Source organism: Sphingomonas swuensis (assembly GCF_039538045.1).
Taxonomy (GTDB): Bacteria; Pseudomonadota; Alphaproteobacteria; order Sphingomonadales; family Sphingomonadaceae; genus Sphingomicrobium; species Sphingomicrobium swuense.
In genome coordinates this window covers 497,736-513,845 of sequence record NZ_BAABBQ010000001.1, presented here as the reverse complement: position 1 = coordinate 513,845, position 16,110 = coordinate 497,736, and the positions used below count along the sequence as shown (strand labels likewise).

Annotated in this window: 17 protein-coding genes; 12 read left to right on the top strand and 5 right to left on the bottom strand. The window is 67.7% G+C overall.

Annotated features, from left to right (window positions below; translation table 11 throughout):
* Positions 1–41 precede the first annotated feature (41 nt).
* Genes ABD727_RS02620 through ABD727_RS02595 form a run of 6 tightly spaced genes read left to right on the top strand, consistent with a single transcriptional unit; the run spans position 42 to position 7,212 of the window.
* Entirely contained in the window at positions 42–3,161 is a 3,120-nt protein-coding gene (locus ABD727_RS02620; protein ID WP_344705832.1) for an efflux RND transporter permease subunit, read from the top strand.
* 34 nt (positions 3,162–3,195) lie between these two features.
* Positions 3,196–4,455, top strand: a complete 1,260-nt coding sequence (locus ABD727_RS02615; protein WP_344705831.1) for a DUF445 domain-containing protein — start codon at positions 3,196–3,198, stop codon at positions 4,453–4,455.
* Positions 4,456–4,479: 24 nt separating this feature from the next.
* The gene (locus ABD727_RS02610) at positions 4,480–5,637 is read left to right on the top strand and encodes an RluA family pseudouridine synthase (protein ID WP_344705830.1); all 1,158 of its coding nucleotides are present in this window, start codon (positions 4,480–4,482) and stop codon (positions 5,635–5,637) included.
* The gene (locus ABD727_RS02605) at positions 5,634–6,299 is read left to right on the top strand and encodes an HAD-IA family hydrolase (protein WP_344705829.1); all 666 of its coding nucleotides are present in this window, start codon (positions 5,634–5,636) and stop codon (positions 6,297–6,299) included. Before ABD727_RS02610 ends, ABD727_RS02605 begins: the two co-directional genes overlap by 4 nt.
* A complete protein-coding gene (locus tag ABD727_RS02600; protein ID WP_344705828.1) occupies positions 6,296–6,523 on the top strand; it encodes a hypothetical protein in 228 nt (75 codons plus the stop codon). The genes ABD727_RS02605 and ABD727_RS02600 overlap by 4 nt, the downstream gene beginning before the upstream one ends.
* Positions 6,520–7,212 carry an ATP12 family chaperone protein gene (locus ABD727_RS02595; protein WP_344705827.1) on the top strand — a complete coding sequence of 231 codons (693 nt, stop codon included), beginning with the start codon at positions 6,520–6,522 and terminating at the stop codon, positions 7,210–7,212. The genes ABD727_RS02600 and ABD727_RS02595 overlap by 4 nt, the downstream gene beginning before the upstream one ends.
* Here ABD727_RS02595 and gmk read toward each other — a convergent pair.
* Positions 7,209–7,850, bottom strand: coding sequence for a guanylate kinase (gmk, locus tag ABD727_RS02590; protein WP_344705826.1), 642 nt, complete (start codon positions 7,848–7,850; stop codon positions 7,209–7,211). The two genes, ABD727_RS02595 and gmk, sit on opposite strands and share 4 nt — an antisense overlap.
* A gap of 110 nt (positions 7,851–7,960) precedes the next feature.
* Between gmk and ABD727_RS02585 the strand changes: the two genes are divergently transcribed.
* The 3 genes from ABD727_RS02585 to murA all read left to right on the top strand — a co-directional run bounded on the left by ABD727_RS02585 (position 7,961) and on the right by murA (position 10,476).
* Positions 7,961–8,638 carry a phasin family protein gene (locus ABD727_RS02585; RefSeq protein ID WP_344705825.1) on the top strand — a complete coding sequence of 226 codons (678 nt, stop codon included), beginning with the start codon at positions 7,961–7,963 and terminating at the stop codon, positions 8,636–8,638.
* 154 nt (positions 8,639–8,792) lie between these two features.
* Positions 8,793–9,134 carry an ATP-dependent Clp protease adapter ClpS gene (gene clpS / locus ABD727_RS02580; protein WP_425566797.1) on the top strand — a complete coding sequence of 114 codons (342 nt, stop codon included), beginning with the start codon at positions 8,793–8,795 and terminating at the stop codon, positions 9,132–9,134.
* A 58-nt stretch (positions 9,135–9,192) separates the two neighbouring features.
* Positions 9,193–10,476: a UDP-N-acetylglucosamine 1-carboxyvinyltransferase gene (gene murA / locus ABD727_RS02575; RefSeq protein WP_344705824.1), complete on the top strand. Its 1,284-nt coding sequence runs from the start codon at positions 9,193–9,195 to the stop codon at positions 10,474–10,476.
* Position 10,477: 1 nt separating this feature from the next.
* On the opposite strand, the gene ABD727_RS02570 is transcribed toward murA, so the two are convergent.
* Positions 10,478–10,828 carry a ribose-phosphate pyrophosphokinase gene (locus ABD727_RS02570; RefSeq protein ID WP_344705823.1) on the bottom strand — a complete coding sequence of 117 codons (351 nt, stop codon included), beginning with the start codon at positions 10,826–10,828 and terminating at the stop codon, positions 10,478–10,480.
* On the bottom strand, positions 10,825–11,502 hold the full coding sequence (locus ABD727_RS02565; protein WP_344705822.1) for a DUF4893 domain-containing protein: 678 nt from the start codon (positions 11,500–11,502) through the stop codon (positions 10,825–10,827). Before ABD727_RS02565 ends, ABD727_RS02570 begins: the two co-directional genes overlap by 4 nt.
* A 107-nt stretch (positions 11,503–11,609) precedes the next feature.
* On the opposite strand from ABD727_RS02565, the gene rarD reads away from it, so the two are divergent.
* Positions 11,610–12,536, top strand: a complete 927-nt coding sequence (rarD, locus tag ABD727_RS02560; RefSeq protein WP_344705821.1) for an EamA family transporter RarD — start codon at positions 11,610–11,612, stop codon at positions 12,534–12,536.
* Between the two features lie 3 nt (positions 12,537–12,539).
* Positions 12,540–12,764, top strand: a complete 225-nt coding sequence (locus tag ABD727_RS02555; protein ID WP_344705820.1) for a hypothetical protein — start codon at positions 12,540–12,542, stop codon at positions 12,762–12,764.
* Position 12,765: 1 nt separating this feature from the next.
* Here the strand turns inward: ABD727_RS02555 and ABD727_RS02550 are convergent, their stop codons facing one another.
* Positions 12,766–14,493, bottom strand: a complete 1,728-nt coding sequence (locus ABD727_RS02550) for a PHA/PHB synthase family protein (protein ID WP_344705819.1) — start codon at positions 14,491–14,493, stop codon at positions 12,766–12,768.
* Between the two features lie 236 nt (positions 14,494–14,729).
* Between ABD727_RS02550 and ABD727_RS02545 the strand changes: the two genes are divergently transcribed.
* Entirely contained in the window at positions 14,730–15,359 is a 630-nt protein-coding gene (locus ABD727_RS02545) for a trimeric intracellular cation channel family protein (protein WP_344705818.1), read from the top strand.
* 24 nt (positions 15,360–15,383) lie between these two features.
* On the opposite strand, the gene ABD727_RS02540 is transcribed toward ABD727_RS02545, so the two are convergent.
* The gene (locus ABD727_RS02540) at positions 15,384–16,085 is read right to left on the bottom strand and encodes a type 1 glutamine amidotransferase domain-containing protein (protein WP_344705817.1); all 702 of its coding nucleotides are present in this window, start codon (positions 16,083–16,085) and stop codon (positions 15,384–15,386) included.
* Positions 16,086–16,110 lie beyond the last annotated feature (25 nt).

Sequence of the window (16,110 nt, the reverse complement as noted above, 5' to 3'; positions counted from 1 at the left end):
GCCAACGCGCCCGTTCGGTCCCGATCAGGACAGGAAGACCCATGAGTTTCCGCAACATCTCGGCCTGGTGCATCCGCAACCCGGTGCCGCCCATCGTCCTGTTCATCGCGCTTCTGCTGACGGGCATCTATGCCTTCAAGACAATGGAGGTCACGGACAATCCAGACATCGACTTCCCCGCGGCCAACGTCGTCATCGCCCAGCCGGGCGCCGCCCCGTCGGAGATGGTCAACCAGGTCACCCAGAAGGTCGAGGCGGCCGTCCGCGGGGTCGAGGGCGTCGACGAGATCAACTCGGACGTCCGCGAAGGCAACAGCAACACCTTCATCCAGTTCAAGATCGGAACGCCGACCGACCGGGCGGTCAATGACATCAAGGCGGCGATCGACCAGATCCGAAGCGACCTTCCGGAGGGCATCCTCGAGCCGCAGGTGAGCCGGGTCAATTTCGGTGGCGACGGCTTCGTCTTCATCGCTGTCGAGGCGACCGACATGAGCCTTCCCGAGCTCAGCTGGTACGTCGACAACAAGATCTCGCGTCGCCTGCTTGGCCAGGCCGGGATCGCGCAGGTCACCCGCGAAGGCGGCGTCGAGCGCCAGATCCGGGTCGTCCTCGATCCGGCAGCACTGCAGGCGCAGGGCATCACCGCGGCGCAGGTCAACCAGCAGCTGCGTGCGATCAATCTCGACGCGCCGGGCGGCCGAGCCGAGATCGCCGGCTCGGAGCAGACCGTTCGCGTGCTCGGCAATGCCGACAGTGCCGCCGCGCTCGCCAACACCCAGATCGCGCTTCCCGGTGGCCGCTTCGTCCGCCTTGCCGACATCGCGCAGGTGCGCGACGCCTCGGCCGAACCGCGCTCCTCGGCGGTGCTCGGCGACAATCCGGTGGTCAGCTTCAACGTCGCCCGTGCCAAGGGCGCGTCGGTCGTCACCGCCTATGACAACACCTGGGCCGAACTCCGGAAGATCGAAAAGGAGGATCCCCGGGTCAAGTTCGTCGAGGTCAACAACAGCGTCGACTACACCAAGGGCCAGTACAGCTCGTCGATGCACGCGCTGATGGAAGGCGCGGCGCTGGCGGTTCTGGTCGTGTTCCTTTTCCTCCGCGACGTCCGCGCAACGGTTATCTCGGCCATTGCCATCCCGCTCTCCGCGATCCCGGCCTTCTGGTTCATGGACCTGATGGGGATCAACCTCAACTTCCTGTCGCTGCTCGCGCTGGCGCTGGTCGCGGGCGTCCTGGTCGACGATGCGATCGTCGAGATCGAGAACATCGTCCGCCACATGCGCATGGGCAAGAGCGCCTTCCAGGCCTCGATCGACGCCGCCGACGAGATCGGTCTGGCGGTGCTCGCCACCACCATGTCGATCGTCGCGGTGTTCCTGCCCGTGGCGCTGATGCCGGGGATCTCGGGCCAGTTCTTCCGCAACTTCGGGTACACCGTCGTCCTCGCGGTGTTCATGAGCCTGCTCGTGGCGCGAATGATCACGCCATTGATGGCGGCCTACTTCCTCAAGAGCGGCGGCATCCAGGAGCATGCCTCGGGCAAGTGGATGGACCGCTATCTCGACACGCTCAAGTGGACGCTGCGGCACCGCTGGGTGACCGTCGTCGCGGGATTCGCCATCCTCGGCGCGACCGCCTTGGGCGTCATGACCCTGTCGATGGCCTTCCAGCCCGAGACCGACCAGCCGAGCAGCACCATCCGCATCGGCATGCCCCCGGGAAGCACGCTCAACCGGACCAAGGTGGTTACCGAGCAGGTCCGCGACATCGTCCGCCAGGACCCGAACGTCGAGAACGTCTTCCAGCGCAGCTTCACCGGCGCGGCGTTCCTCAACGTCGTCTACAAGAAGGACCGCGAGCTCAAGAGCTTCGAGATCGAGCGGCAGATCACGCCGCTGCTCGCCAAGGTTCCCGATGCGCAGGTCAACTTCCTCAGCCAGGGCGGCGGCGGACCCGGCGGCGGCGGCCGTCCGGTTACCCTTTATCTGGGCGGTGATGACCCGATCAAACTGCGTCAGGCCGCCAACCAGATCGAGGACGAGATGGGCAGGCTGCGCGAACTGGTCGCGCCGCGCGTCCAAGGCGACAACGTCCGTCCCGAGATTCGGATCAAGCCGCGCTTCGACCTTGCCGCCGACCTCGGCGTGAGCACGAGCGCGCTGGCCTCGACCATCCGCATCGCGACCATCGGCGACATCGCCCAGAACAGCGCGCGCTTCTCGCTGAGCGATCGCCAGGTGCCGATCATCGTCAGCCTCGACCAGTCCGAGCGACGCGACATCTCGACGCTCGAGAACCTGCCGGTGCCGACCGCAAGCGGCGGCTCCGTCCCGCTGAAGTCGGTGGCGGAGATCAGCTTCGGTTCGGGCCCGATCACCGTCAACCGCACCAACCAGCTCTACCGCATTGCGGTCGGCGCCGACCTCGCTCCGGGCCTCGTCAGCGGCGACGCCTGGAAGAAGGTCAACGAGCTTCCGACCGTCAAGAACCTGCCCGAGGGCGTCCAGCAGATGTCGCTTGGCGAACAGAAGTGGCAGGGCGAGCTGATCCAGAACTTCGTGATCGCGGTCATGGCCGGAATTGCGCTGGTGTTCGCGGTGCTGGTGCTGCTCTATCGCCGCTTCCTGGCGCCGCTGGTCAACCTCGGCTCGCTGCTGCTGGCGCCGCTCGGTGCGGTGATCGCGCTCCACATCGCCGGCCAGCCGCTCAGCCTTCCTGTCTTCATCGGACTCCTGATGCTGCTCGGCATCGTCGCCAAGAACTCGATCCTTCTGGTCGATTTCGCGGTCGAGATGATGGACCATGGGATGACCAAGGAGGATGCCATCGTCGAGGCCGGGCACAAGCGTGCCCAGCCGATCGTGATGACCACGGTGGCGATGGTCGCGGGCATGGTCCCGATCGCGCTCTCGCTGACCGGCGACGGCAGCTGGCGTGCGCCAATGGGCGTGACGGTGATCGGCGGCCTCATCCTGTCGACCTTCCTCACGCTGCTGCTGGTCCCGGCCTATTTCAGCATGGCGATCGACATGGAGCAGTGGATCGGGCGCAAGCTCGGGCGGCACCTCCGGGCGAGCGCGCACGAGATGCCCGATTCCGGTGTGGAGATCCGTCCCAAGCGGCCGCCGGCCACGATCGCGCAGCCGGCGGAGTGAACCGGAGCCGCCATTCGGCTATTCTAGTGGCTGAATGACCCGTTCCGGACCACTTGCCCGCTTCAACCCGACCCAGCCTGGTGCCGCCGGGATGAAGGTGGTCGCCACCGGCCTTCTGGTCGTGATGGCTGCGATCTTCATCACCGCGCGCGCTCTCGAGCCGCGCTATCCGTGGCTGTCCTTCGTCAAGGCATTCGCCGAGGCGGCGATGGTCGGCGGGCTGGCCGACTGGTTCGCGGTCACCGCGCTGTTCCGCCATCCCCTCGGACTGCCGATCCCGCACACGGCGATCATCCCGCGCAACAAGGACCGCATCGGCCTCACGCTGGCGGCCTTCATCCGCGACAATTTCCTCGTCGCGCGGGTGGTCGCCCGACGGATGCGCGGGCTCGATATCGCCGCCGCCGCGGGTCGCTTCCTCAGTGCTCCGAGCGCCGACGGCAACCGCATCCGCCGCGGTGCCTCGCGGCTGATCGCGGACCTGTTCGAGGCGCTTGACGACGAGCGGCTCGGCGGGATCGTCAAGGGCGCGATCTCGGCCAAGATCGCCCGGACCGAAGTCGCGCCGCTGCTCGGCGCGGCGCTCGCCTCGGCGATCGAGGACAATCGCCACGTGCCGATGCTCGAGGCGGCGATCAAGGTGCTCAGCCGGGCGCTCGACGCCAACGAGCCGCTGATCCGCGACATGGTCCGAAAGCGGGCAAGCTGGGTGCTCAGGCTGGCCGGGCTCGACGACAAACTGTCGGATGCAATCCTCGACGGGCTCCGCAAGCTGACCGTCGAGATGAGCACCGATCCCGACCATCCGGTCCGCGAGAAGATGGTCGAGGCGCTGACCGCCCTCGCCCACGACCTCCAGCACAAGCCCGAGACAAGGGCGCGGGTCGAAGGCTGGAAGGAGGAACTGCTCGCCAACCGCTCGGTCGCGCAGTGGCTCGACCGGCTTTGGCAGCGCGGGCGGGCGTCAATCATCGCCGCGGCCCGGGCGCCCGAAGCGGTGCTCGCCGGGCGGATGGGCGAAGTCCTGCGCTCGGCCGGAGCGACGCTCGAGGGCGATCCGCGAATCCGTGCTGCGGTCAACCAGTTCGCCCGCCGAGCGGTCGCCGGCATGGCGGCGAGCTACGGGGGCTCGATCGTCAGCCTCGTCAGCGACACCATCCGCGGATGGGATGCGCGAACGGTCACCGACCGGCTCGAATCCGCGGTCGGCCGCGACCTCCAGTACATCCGGATCAACGGCACGCTGGTCGGCGGCCTTGTCGGGCTCGTCCTCCACCTCCTCGACACGCTCTAGGTCGAGCGGCTAGGGCGCGGCGCCATGAGCAGCGAGACCAGCAGCGGCGAGTCCCGCACCTTCACCGTCGCGGCGGACGACGACGGAATCCGTCTCGACCGCTGGTTCAAGCGCCACATGGGCGAGGAAGTCAGCTTCAACCTGGTGTCACGCTGGGCGCGAACCGGCCAGCTTCGGATCGATGGCAACAAGGCAGCTCCGGGCGACCGGATCGAGGCGGGGCAGCAAATCCGTATGCCCGCCGCCGAGGCGGTGCCCGACCGCTCCGCGCGCCCGCAGCGCCCGGTCGATCCCCTGACTGACGACGAGCGCGACTTCGTCCGCGAGATGGTGATCCAGTCGACGCCCGACGCCTTCCTGCTCAACAAGCCGCCGGGTCTCGCGACGCAGGGCGGGACCAAGACCGACAAGCACCTCGACCGCCTTCTGTCGGGGCTGGAGGACGAGGACGGACAGCGGCCCAAGCTGGTTCATCGTCTCGACAAGGACACCAGCGGCGTACTGTTGGTCGCCCGCTCGGCTCGCGCCGCCGCCTTCTTCTCGAAGAGCTTCGCCGGACGGACCGCGCGCAAGGTTTACTGGGCGCTGGTCGTCGGCGACCTCAGCCAGGACGAAGGGCTGATCGACGCGCCGCTCGCCAAGCAGCCGGGCACCGGCGGCGAGAAGATGCACGTCAGCGAGGAAGGCTCGCCCGCTCGCACCCGCTGGCGGGTCATCGACCGTGCCGGGACACGGACGGCCTGGGTCGAGCTCCAGCCCCTGACCGGTCGCACGCACCAGCTCCGCGCGCACATGGCGCACCTTGGGCATCCGATCGTCGGCGACGCCAAATATGGCGGGGCGGAAGCGTTCCTGACCGGCGGGATCAGCCGCAAGCTTCACCTCCATGCACGGCGTCTCAAGATCGACGCACCGGGCGGTGCCAAGCCGATCGACGGCACGGCCGAGCTTCCGACCCACTTCGCCGAGACCCTCGCCACCCTCGGTTTCGAGGCCCGCGCCGGAGACAATATGCCGCTCGACCGGCCCGATCCGGCGAAGAGCCCCGAGGTGCGCGCTCGCCGCCAGGCGGCTGCAGCCAAGACCGCGCGCAAGGAGCGCAAGGGAGAGCGTCGCAATCGCGGTGGCAACAGCGCCGGCGGGGGACGAAGCGGTGGCGGGTCCAAGGGCCCGCGCCGGTGAATCGCTGCGCCATCTTCGACTGCGACGGGACGCTCGTCGACAGCGGCAACACCATCCACCGCGCGCTGGGCCTCGCCTTCGCCGATCACGGACTGACCCTCCCGCCGCGCGAGCAGGCGCAGAAGGTCATCGGCCTGTCCCTCGTCGAGGCAATGGAGCAGCTCGCCCCCGAGCTCGAGAGCGAGCGGCACCACCGCATCGCCGACACCTACAAGGATGCCTTCGTCACCCTCCGCGGACAGCGCGAGGTCGAGGAGCCGTTGTACGAGGGCATCCTCGACCTGCTCGACGCGCTTGAGAAGCGCGGCTGGACCCTAGCGGTGGCGACGGGCAAGTCCGACCGCGGGCTCAGGCACTGCCTGACCAGCCACGGCATCCACGCCCGCTTCGTCTCCCTGCAGACCGCCGACCGGCATCCTTCGAAGCCGCATCCCTCGATGGCCGTCACCGCCATGGCCGAGTGCGGCGCGAGTCCTGAGCGGAGCGTGGTGATCGGCGACACGGGCTGGGACATGGGCATGGCGCGGGCGGCGGGCTGCGGCGCGATCGGCGCCTTGTGGGGCTACCATGACTCCGCAGAGCTCACCGCTGCTGGCGCACAGGTTCTCGCGACGCGGCCGGCCGAGGTGCTCGCCTTTGCCGAGCGGATGGTCGCCGCATGAACCCCGATGACGCGGTCTGGAAGCGACGCTTCGCCCTCTTCGCCCTGGCCCGCATCTCGGGGCTGGCGCTCTTCTTCCTTGGCATGACGATCGCCTTCAGCGCGCTGGTCCGACCAGGCGGTCATCTTCCGCTCGGACTGGTCGTCATCGGCCTCGGCCTATGCGACGCCCTGCTCGGCCCGGTCCTCCTCCGCCAGCATTGGGAGCGGACGGACCGTCGATGAAGCGCTTCTGGAAGGAAGTCGCCCTCGAGCCTGAGGATGGCAGCTGGCGGGTCGCGCTCGACGGACGTCCCGTGCGGACCCCCGCGCGCGCCCTGCTGACGCTTCCCACTCGCGACCTCGGCGAGGCAGTGGCGGCCGAGTGGCGCGAGACCGGCGAGACGATCGATCCCCGGGCGATGCCGCTGACCGGCCTTTCCAACGCCGCCATCGACCGGGTCGCGACCGCCCCCGATGCCTTCGCCGAGGGACTGGCCCGTTATGCGGCAAGCGACCTCCTCTGCTACCGCGCCGAAGGACCGGCGAAGCTGGTCGCGCTCCAGTCGGAGCAATGGGATCCGCTGCTGCAATGGGCGCGGCGGCGGTACGACGTGGACTTCGTCGTCACGCAAGGCGTTCTTCCGGTGGACCAGAGCGTCGAGACCATCGCGAAGCTTGGGCAGGCGACCGCGGTGCTCGATCCCTTCACCCTTGCCGCCATGTCACCGCTGGTGACGATCGGCGGTTCGCTGGTGGCCGGTCTGGCGCTCGTCGAGCAGGCGATCACCGTTGATGCGGCGTGGGAGGCAGTCAGCCTCGACGACCGCTGGCAGCTCGAACAATGGGGCAGCGACGCCGAGGCAGAAAAGGCGCTCGCCGCGCGCGAAGCGGACTTCCGCTCCGGGCATCGGCTGCTGACGCTGCTCGGCTAGTTGGGGCGCTCGACCAGTTCGCGAACGGTCTTGAGGAGATAGGGCTGGCGTTCACGCCGAAGCCGTTCCGCCTCGACGATCGCCCGCACCTTCTGGGTGCATTGATCGACATCGTCGTTGGTCAGCACATAATCATATTCAGCCCAGTGGCCGATCTCGGCGGCGGCACGGCGCATGCGGTCGTTGATGACGCTCTCGCTGTCGGTCCCGCGCTTGCGCAGCCGCTCCTCGAGGATCTCCATCGACGGCGGCAGGATGAAGATCCGCACGAGGTCGGTGCGGAAGGCATATTCGAGTTGCTGCGTGCCTTGCCAGTCGATGTCGAACAGGGTGTCGACGCCGTTCTTCAGCGCCTCCTTGATCGGCTCCTTGGGGCTTCCGTAGCGATGCCCGAAGACATAGGCCCACTCCGCCAGCTCGTCGGTATCGACGAGGTTCTGGAAGGTGGCGTCATCGACGAAGTGATAATCGACGTCGGCGACCTCGCCGGGGCGCATTCCACGGGTCGTGGCGCTGATCGACATGGTGATGGTGGGATCCTCGGCCATCAGCTTGCGGCTAATCGTCGACTTGCCGGCGCCGCTCGGCGAGGAAAGCACGATAAGCAGGCCGCGGCGGGTGCGCAGAGGATGATCCATGCGCGCTCTTGGCGCGGAGATGGTGGCACCGTCAATGCTGCAGGTGCGAGAAAGCCTCTTGATTTGTTGTGCACTGCACTATATTGTGCACTGCAACAAGGAAGAGATTTATGACCGACAACGTCACTTTCGATCAGAACGAAGCCAGTGTCGAGACCGCCGATGCGGTCGAGCCGTCGGTCGTGGCTGCAGTCCAGAAGGTCAACGCCCGCCGGGTGAAGACCGAACGCAAGCCCCGCGCACGCAAGGCGGCGACGACGGCTTCCTCCACTCCGCGCGCCGAGCAGCAGGCTGCGCCGCAAGCCAAGGAAATCAGCATGAACTTCGATCCCGTCAACTGGATGAACCAGAACCTCGCCAACCTTCCGGGCGCCGATCGCCTCCAGACCATGTTCGCCGAAGCCGGCAGCAAGGGCCAGGAAGCGGTCGAGAAGAGCCGCCTGGTCGCCGAGGAGCTGACCGACCTGACCCGCGCGAACGTCGAGGCGATGGTCGAGGCGGGCAAGATCGCCGCGACCGGCGCGAAGACCGTCGGCGAGGAGGCGCTGCAGCGCGCTCGTGAGGGCCTCGAGCAGAACGTCGCCGAGTTCAAGAGCCTGGCCCAGGCCGGTTCGCCGACCGAATTCTTCCAGCTCCAGAGCGAAATCGCGCGCAGCAACTTCGACCGCATGGTCGCCAGCTTCAGCCAGCTGACCGAATCGACGGTCAAGCTCGCCGGCGAGGCGATCCAGCCGCTCTCGAACCGCGCCGCGGTCAACGCCGAGAAGTTGAACGAGCTCACTGCCTGATAACCCTCCTCCTGTCAGGCAATCGAGGTGGCCGTCTCTCGCGTATCCGAGAGGCGGCCTCTTTCGTTTGGTCGTGGGACAAAGCGGTCCAAGCGCCTTGGCAATCGCCGCGACCATGACCTATCTAGGCCCGAGCATGTCAGAGCTGATTATGATGGGTCCCGAGGACGACGCTCCCGGCAAGGGCGATGGTCTCGAGGAGATCGAGCGCGGGGTCGCGGTCCGAACCCGTCCGCGCACGCGCAAGCCAAGCAACTACAAGGTGTTGATGCTGAATGACGACTACACTCCGATGGAGTTTGTCGTCCTGTGTCTGCAGCGCTTCTTCAGCATGGGGATCGACGATGCGACCCGGGTCATGCTGCAGGTCCACCAGCAGGGCGTCGGCGTGTGCGGCGTGTTCACCTACGAGGTCGCCGAGACCAAGGTGAGCCAGGTGACCGACTTCGCGCGTGAGAACCAGCACCCGCTGCAGTGCACGCTCGAGAAGGCCTGAACTGACGCCGCCCGGGCGCTCCCCTTGCGCGCCCGCAATGAAGTTCTAAAGCGCCGCGATGGACTCCATCCTCATCCAGGGCGGCAAGCGCCTCGAAGGCATCATCACCATCTCGGGCGCCAAGAACAGCGCTCTGACGCTTCTTCCCTGCGCACTGCTCACCGCGGACAAGGTGACGCTGACCAACCTGCCGCGTCTGGCGGACGTGGACAGCTTCGGCCACCTTCTCAACGGGCTCGGGGTCTCGACCAAGATCGAGGGCGTCAAGAAGGGCGAGATCGGCCGGCGGATGACGCTTCAGGCCGACGAGATCGCGTCGACCGTCGCACCCTACGACATGGTCCGGCGGATGCGCGCCTCGATCCTCGTGCTCGGTCCGCTGCTCGCGCGGGCCGGCGAGGCGACGGTGTCGCTGCCCGGCGGCTGCGCGATCGGCGACCGTCCGATCGACCTCCACCTCCAGGCGCTCGAAGCGATGGGCGCCGACATCGAGATCGCCGCCGGCTTCGTGAAGGCGAGCGCGCCCAAGGGCAGGATCAGCGGCGGCGACTTCAGCTTCCCGGTGGTCTCGGTCGGCGCGACCGAGAACGCGCTGATGGCGGCAGTCACCGCGACCGGCCGGACCCAATTGTTCAACGCGGCCCGCGAACCCGAGATCATCGACCTCTGCGGCCTGCTGGTCGCGATGGGGGCGAAGATCCAGGGGATCGGCTCGTCGCACCTCATCATCGACGGTGTCGAGGGACTGCACGGCTGCACCTATGCCGTGATGCCCGACCGGATCGAGGCGGGCAGCTATGCCTGCGCCGCCGGCATCACCGGTGGGAGCATTGATCTCGTCGGCGCCCGCCCCGAGGACATGCTCGCGACCACCAACGCGCTGGCGCAGTGCGGGCTGATGATCGAGATCCACGACAAGGGCATCAAGGTCACCGCCGACGGCCCGCTGAAGCCGCTGGCATTGTCGACCGCGCCCTTCCCCGGCTTTGCGACCGACATGCAGGCGCAGTTCATGGCGATGCTCTGCCGGGCCAGTGGCGAGAGCTTCCTCGAGGAGACCATCTTCGAGAACCGCTACATGCACGTTCCCGAGCTTCGCCGGATGGGCGCCGAGATCGACGTGCGGGGTCGCTCGGCGATCGTCCATGGCGTCGACAAGCTGACCGGAGCCAAGGTCATGGCCACCGATCTCAGGGCCTCGATGAGCCTGATCCTCGCCGGCCTTGCCGCCGAGGGGGAGACCGAGGTGCTCCGGGTCTACCACCTCGATCGCGGCTACGAGCGGCTCGAGGAGAAGCTCTCGGCGGTCGGCGCGACCATCGAGCGAAAGAGCGCCGGCTAGCTTAGCGCCCTTTCCAGTAGGCGAAGACGTCGGCCTGGAGCCGGCGGATGAGAGCCGCGGCTTCGGGGCCCGTCCAGTCGCCACCGAAGCGATGCTTCTCCCAGCTCCCGATCCACCAGCCCTGCCCGGGCAGTCCGTCCGACTGGCGGACGACCAGCACCGCAAGCTCGGGCTCCCCCGACCCTTCCGCCTGCCCGTCGACCATGGCGAGGGTCTTGCAGACGGCCCGCATCTTCGGCCGGCTGAAACGGTGCCCGAGCCGCTCGAGCAGCTCGCTGTAGGTCAGCGGATGGCCGGCGCGGGCGGCCTCGACCAGGAAGCCGCGAACGACGTCCGGATCCGACAGGCTCACCCCTTGGGCTGCTCGGCGACCGGGGTGAGTTCGTAGACGTCCAAGCGGGCGCCGCTCCGGGGATAGGGGATGGCGAGCCGCCAGCGCATCGGCCCGATCCGCTCGAGCACCCCGGCCATGTCGCGGCTCTTGTCCTCGCCATAGGCCTTGGGCTGGTTTTCGTTGCCGAGCGCCACGCTGCCGAGGAAGATGAGGCGGGTGGCGACATCGTCCTCCCACAGCCGGCCGGCAGGTCGCTCGGAGCCGGTCTGCTTGACGATGGTCAGCAAGTCGCCCTCGACCTCGACGTAGCAGAAGAAGGGCTTGAAGCCGACGAAGGCGGGCGAGCGGCGGTCGGTCTTGCCGAGCCGGACGAGCCGGCAATTGTAGCTTCCAGGGGTCGGCGCCGGCCGGGCCAGTGCGGCGCCGGGGCGGAGCAGGTCGCCTTCCTGCCGGATCCCGGCGGAGAAGCGGCCCGAACGTGCTTCCTGAAGCCCCTCGCTCCATGCCATCGGCAGGCGGCGGAGGCGGTCGCTGTCCTCGGGTCCGGCGATGCCGAGCCAAGTATCGGCCTTGGTCGGCGGCAGCGCCGCGACGACCGTGTTGACCGGACCCGCCTTCGATTTGTCGAGCAGAGTGCAGCCGCTGAGGGCGAGCAGAAGGAGGACGGAGGGGATCAGCCGAGAGCCACGCATGACGTCTCCTTCGCTAGCACAGCGCTCGCCGCCGTCCACCATGGTGAAAGGTCATAAAGGTTAACAAAGTGTTGCGATGGCGGTCCGAGGCCTCCACAGCGCGGCGGATGGATGCTCCCGCTGCTCGCCCCGACCACCATGCCAGGAACGGCCTCGCGCTCGGCATCGGTGCCTATGCCCTGTGGGGGCTGCTGCCGATCTACTTCAAGCTGCTCCAGGGAGTTCCGGCGGTGGCGATCGTCGCCCACCGCATCGTCTGGTCGATGGTGCTGCTCACGGCGCTGCTGTTCGCCCGCCGGGCATGGAGCGAGGTCAGGGCGGCGGTGGCGCATCCGGGAACGGTCAAGCTGCTTCTGGCGACGGCGCTGCTGATCGGGACCAACTGGCTGATCTACGTCTATGCGGTGAACAGCGGCCACATCCTTGCCGGAAGCCTCGGCTATTATCTCAACCCGCTCGCCAACATCCTGCTCGGCCGTTTCGTCCTCGGCGAAGCGCTGTCGAAGCGGCAGTGGCTGGCGGTCGCGATCGCCGCGGTCGGGGTCTCGATCCTTGCCGTCGGAGCGTTGTCCCACCTATGGATCAGCCTCGCCCTGTGCGTCTCCTTCGCCTTCTACGGCCTGCTTCGGAAGGTCGCCAAGGTCGACGCCACCGCCGGCCTCGCGATCGAGACCGCGCTGCTGGTCGTCCCCGCCATCCTCTGGCTGGCATGGGCGAGCCGGGGGACGCTGCCGACCTGGGGTGAGGACCGGACGGACCTCGCCCTCCTCATCTTCAGCGGGGTTGCCTCGACCATTCCGCTCCTGCTGTTCACCGCGGCGGCGCGGCGACTGCCCTACTCGACCCTCGGCATTCTCCAGTTCATCGCCCCGACCCTGCAGTTCCTGGTCGCGGTGTTCATCTATGGCGAGCCGTTCACCACCGCCCACGCCTGGGCCTTCGGCTGCATCTGGACGGCGGCGCTCATCTACCTCATGGCTGCGCTTCGGGGAGCAGATGCTCCCGGACCCGGGGCCAGCCCGAACAAGGAGTGAAGGATGCCCAATCTCGTCGCACTGATCGTCGGCGTCATCTCGCTGCTGCTGGTCGCGGTCGCCTTCATCCCCCTGCTCGGCTGGGCCAACTGGCTGATCATCCCGGTGGCACTGGTCGGCGCAGGCATCGGCCAGCTCAGCGGAGGCTCGAAGGCCGGGCGCAACCTCTGCCTGTTCGTGATCCTCGTCGGGATCGTCCGCCTGTCGCTGGGCGGCGGGATCATCTGAGCTAGCGCGTCTTCACGTAGCGGCCGGGGGCGTCCTCGATCGCCTTGAGCTTGCCCTTGCCGGGTTGACGTGCGCTGGTCGCCGGCACTTCCCCGGGTGCGCGCGCCTTGAGCCACGAAAGCCAGTCCGGCCACCAGCTGCCCTTATGCTCGGTCGCTCCGGCGATGAACTCGTCGAGCGAGCGCGGCTCGCCCTCGTTGATCCAATATTGGTATTTGCCGGCGCTCGGCGGATTGACGACCCCGGCAATGTGGCCCGACCCGGCGAGCACGAAGCGTTTCGGCCCGGCCATGTGGTCCATGATCTTCCACACGCTCTGCGGCGGCGCGATATGGTCCTCGCGCCCGGCCTGAACGTAGAGCGGCGTGGCGACGGTGGTTAGGTCGATGGGGGTGCCATCGACGCTGATCCCGCCGCATTCGACCAGCTTGTTCCCCTTGTAGAGGGTCTCGAGATAGTCGCGGTGCCAGCCGGCGGGGAGGCTGGTGACGTCGCCATTCCAGTGGAGCAGGTCGAACGGCGGCGGCTCCTTCCCCAGCAGGTAGTTGTTGACGACGTAGTTCCAGATGAGGTCGCGGCCGCGCAGCAGGTTGAAGGTCGAGGCCATGACCCGGCCGTCGACCACCCCCGTGTCGGCCGATAGCTGGCCGAGCAGCGCCATCGTCTCGTCGCCGAGGAACAGCTTGAGGTCGCCCGCTTCGGCGAAGTCGACCTGAGCGGTGAAGAAGGTGGCCGAGGCGACCTTGTCAGCCTCGCCGCGGGCGGCGAGCAGCGCGAGCGTCGCGGCGAGGGTGGTACCCGCGACGCAATAGCCGATTGTATGGACTTGCTCGACGCCGAGCAGGTCGCGGACGGTGTCGATCGCGTCGACCTGGCCGCGCAGGACATAGTCGTCGAGCGTCACGTCCCTGAGACTTTCGTCGGCCGACTTCCAGCTGACCATGAACAGCGTGATGCCCTGCTCGACGCACCAGCGGACGAAGCTCTTCTCGGCGGTGAGGTCGAGAATGTAGTAGCGGTTGATCCACGGCGGGAAGACGATCAGCGGCGTCTTCAGCACCGTGTCGGTGGCTGGCGTGTACTGGATGAGCTGGTAGAGCGGGGTTTCCCTGATCACCTTGCCCGGCGTGGTGGCGAGGTTGCGGCCGACCTCATAGGCGCCCTTGGGGACTTGGCTGAGCTGCCCCGCCTTCATGTCGTCGAGCATGTGGCGAAGCCCCGAGAGGAGGTTCTCGCCGCGCGACTCCATCGTCGCCTTGAGCACTTCGGGATTGGTCAGCGCGAAGTTGGACGGGCTCATCGCGTCGACGAAGCTTCTCGTCAGGAACTTGAGCCGGGCCTGCGCCGCCTCGTCGAGATGCTCGGCCTCGTCGGCCTGGCGGAGCAGCTGGTCGGAGATGGCGAGATAGGACTGGCGGATGGTGTCGAAGACCGGATTCTCGCGCCATTCGGCGGCGGCGAAGCGCTTGTCCTTGCGATCGGCCGCGCTGGCCATGCCGCCGAGCATCTGACCCCAGGCCTCGAAGCCCTTGCTCCACGCGTCGGCACCTGCGGTCAGCAGGTTCATTGCGTCGGGCGCCTGGGGGCTCTTGATCCCCGGCCCGGGTTCGCCCGCCTTCCAGCTCTCGGCCCAGGCTTCCATCAGCATCTGCTGGGCGCGGCCGGTGACCAGAGTCCAGTGCTGCCAGTCCTCGAGCGTGGGAAAAGGCGGAACCTGGTCGGTACTCATCGGCGCATCTCCGGGAACGTGATGGCTCCGGACGCGACGTAAACCGGGGGTTGTAACCCCGTGTCACCCCCCTCCTGGCGCATCGCACGGCAGGAGAATCGAGGAGCGCTAAGGCACATTCCGGCACCATGGCACAACCGGGTGGCTGTAGGACAGGGCCAGCGTCGGCGCGGCGCCATCACGCGCATCCCGAAAGTGGTTCAGGGCGAGGGTCCGGGGCGCTATTGGCGTACGCAATGACCCCCGACCTGCCCTCCCCAACCCTGCCCATGGCGATCGAATTCATCGACCTGTTCGGAATCGCGGTGTTCGCCATTTCGGGCGCGCTGCTGGCGGCGGAACGGCGTCAAACGCTGGTCACCTTCATCTTCTTCGCGGTGGTGACCGGGGTCGGCGGCGGGACCTTGCGCGACCTCCTGATCGGGGCGCCGGTCTTCTGGGTGCACCAGAATGGCGTGCTCCTGATCTGCATCGGCGCAGCCGGGCTGGTGTGGCTTGCGAGCCGGCGCTGGTTCGCCGGGCGGGCCCTGCTGTGGTTCGATGCCGCCGGCCTGGGTGCCTACGCCACCTACGGCGCGGCCAAGGCACTGGCGTTCGGGATCGCGCCTGTTCCCGCCTTCGCCATGGGCGTGCTGACCGCCTGCGCGGGCGGAATCATCCGCGACGTGCTTGCGGGCGAGCCGTCGATCCTGATGCGGCCCGAACTCTATGTCACAGCCGCCGCGCTGAGCAGCGGGCTGCTGGTCGGGCTGGCGCTGCTCGGCCTTGGCGGGTTCCCGGCCGCGGTGCTTGCGGCATTGGCGGGTTTCGCGCTTCGCGGACTGGCGATCGCACGCGGTTGGAGCCTGCCGGCCTATCGCGAGTGACAGGCGGCAGGCTCCGTTCCGGGGTCAGGCGTCGGCGGTCTCGCGGCGCTCGGCGAGGGCGGCGAGCAGCGCTTCGGCCGCGGGCTCACTCGACGGTGGGTTCTGGCCGGTGATCAGCAGACCGTCGCGGACGACATAGGGCTTGAAGGTCTCGCCCTTCTCGTAGCGGCCGCCGAGGCGCTTCAGCTCGTCCTCGAGGAGGAAGGGCACGACGTCGGTGAGCTGGACGGCCTCCTCTTCCTCGTTGGTGAAGCCGGTGACCTTGCGGCCCTTGACCAGCGGCTCGCCGTCGGGACCCTTGACGTTGCGCAGCGCCGCGGGGGCATGGCAGACGAGACCGACGGGCTTGCCGGCCGCGAGCGTGGTCTCGATGATCGAGCGCGAGGTCGAGTCTTCGGCGAGGTCCCACATCGGGCCGTGGCCGCCGGGATAGAAGACGGCATCGAACTGGGCCGCGTCGATTTCGGCCAGGCGCCTGGTGGAGGCGAGCTGGGCCTTGCCTTCCTCATCCTTCTTGAAGCGCTCGGTCGCCTCGGTCTGGGCGTCGGGCTCGTCGCTCTTGGGATCGAGCGGCGGCTGGCCGCCGGCCGGGCTGGCGAGGGTGATGTCGTGCCCGGCGTCCTTGAGGACGTAATAAGGCGCGGCGAACTCCTCGAGCCAGAAGCCGGTCTTCTTGCCCGTGTCGCCGAGCTGGTCGTGGCTGGTCAGCACCATCAAAATGTTCATGTCGGGTCCCTGTCGTTTTTCTCTC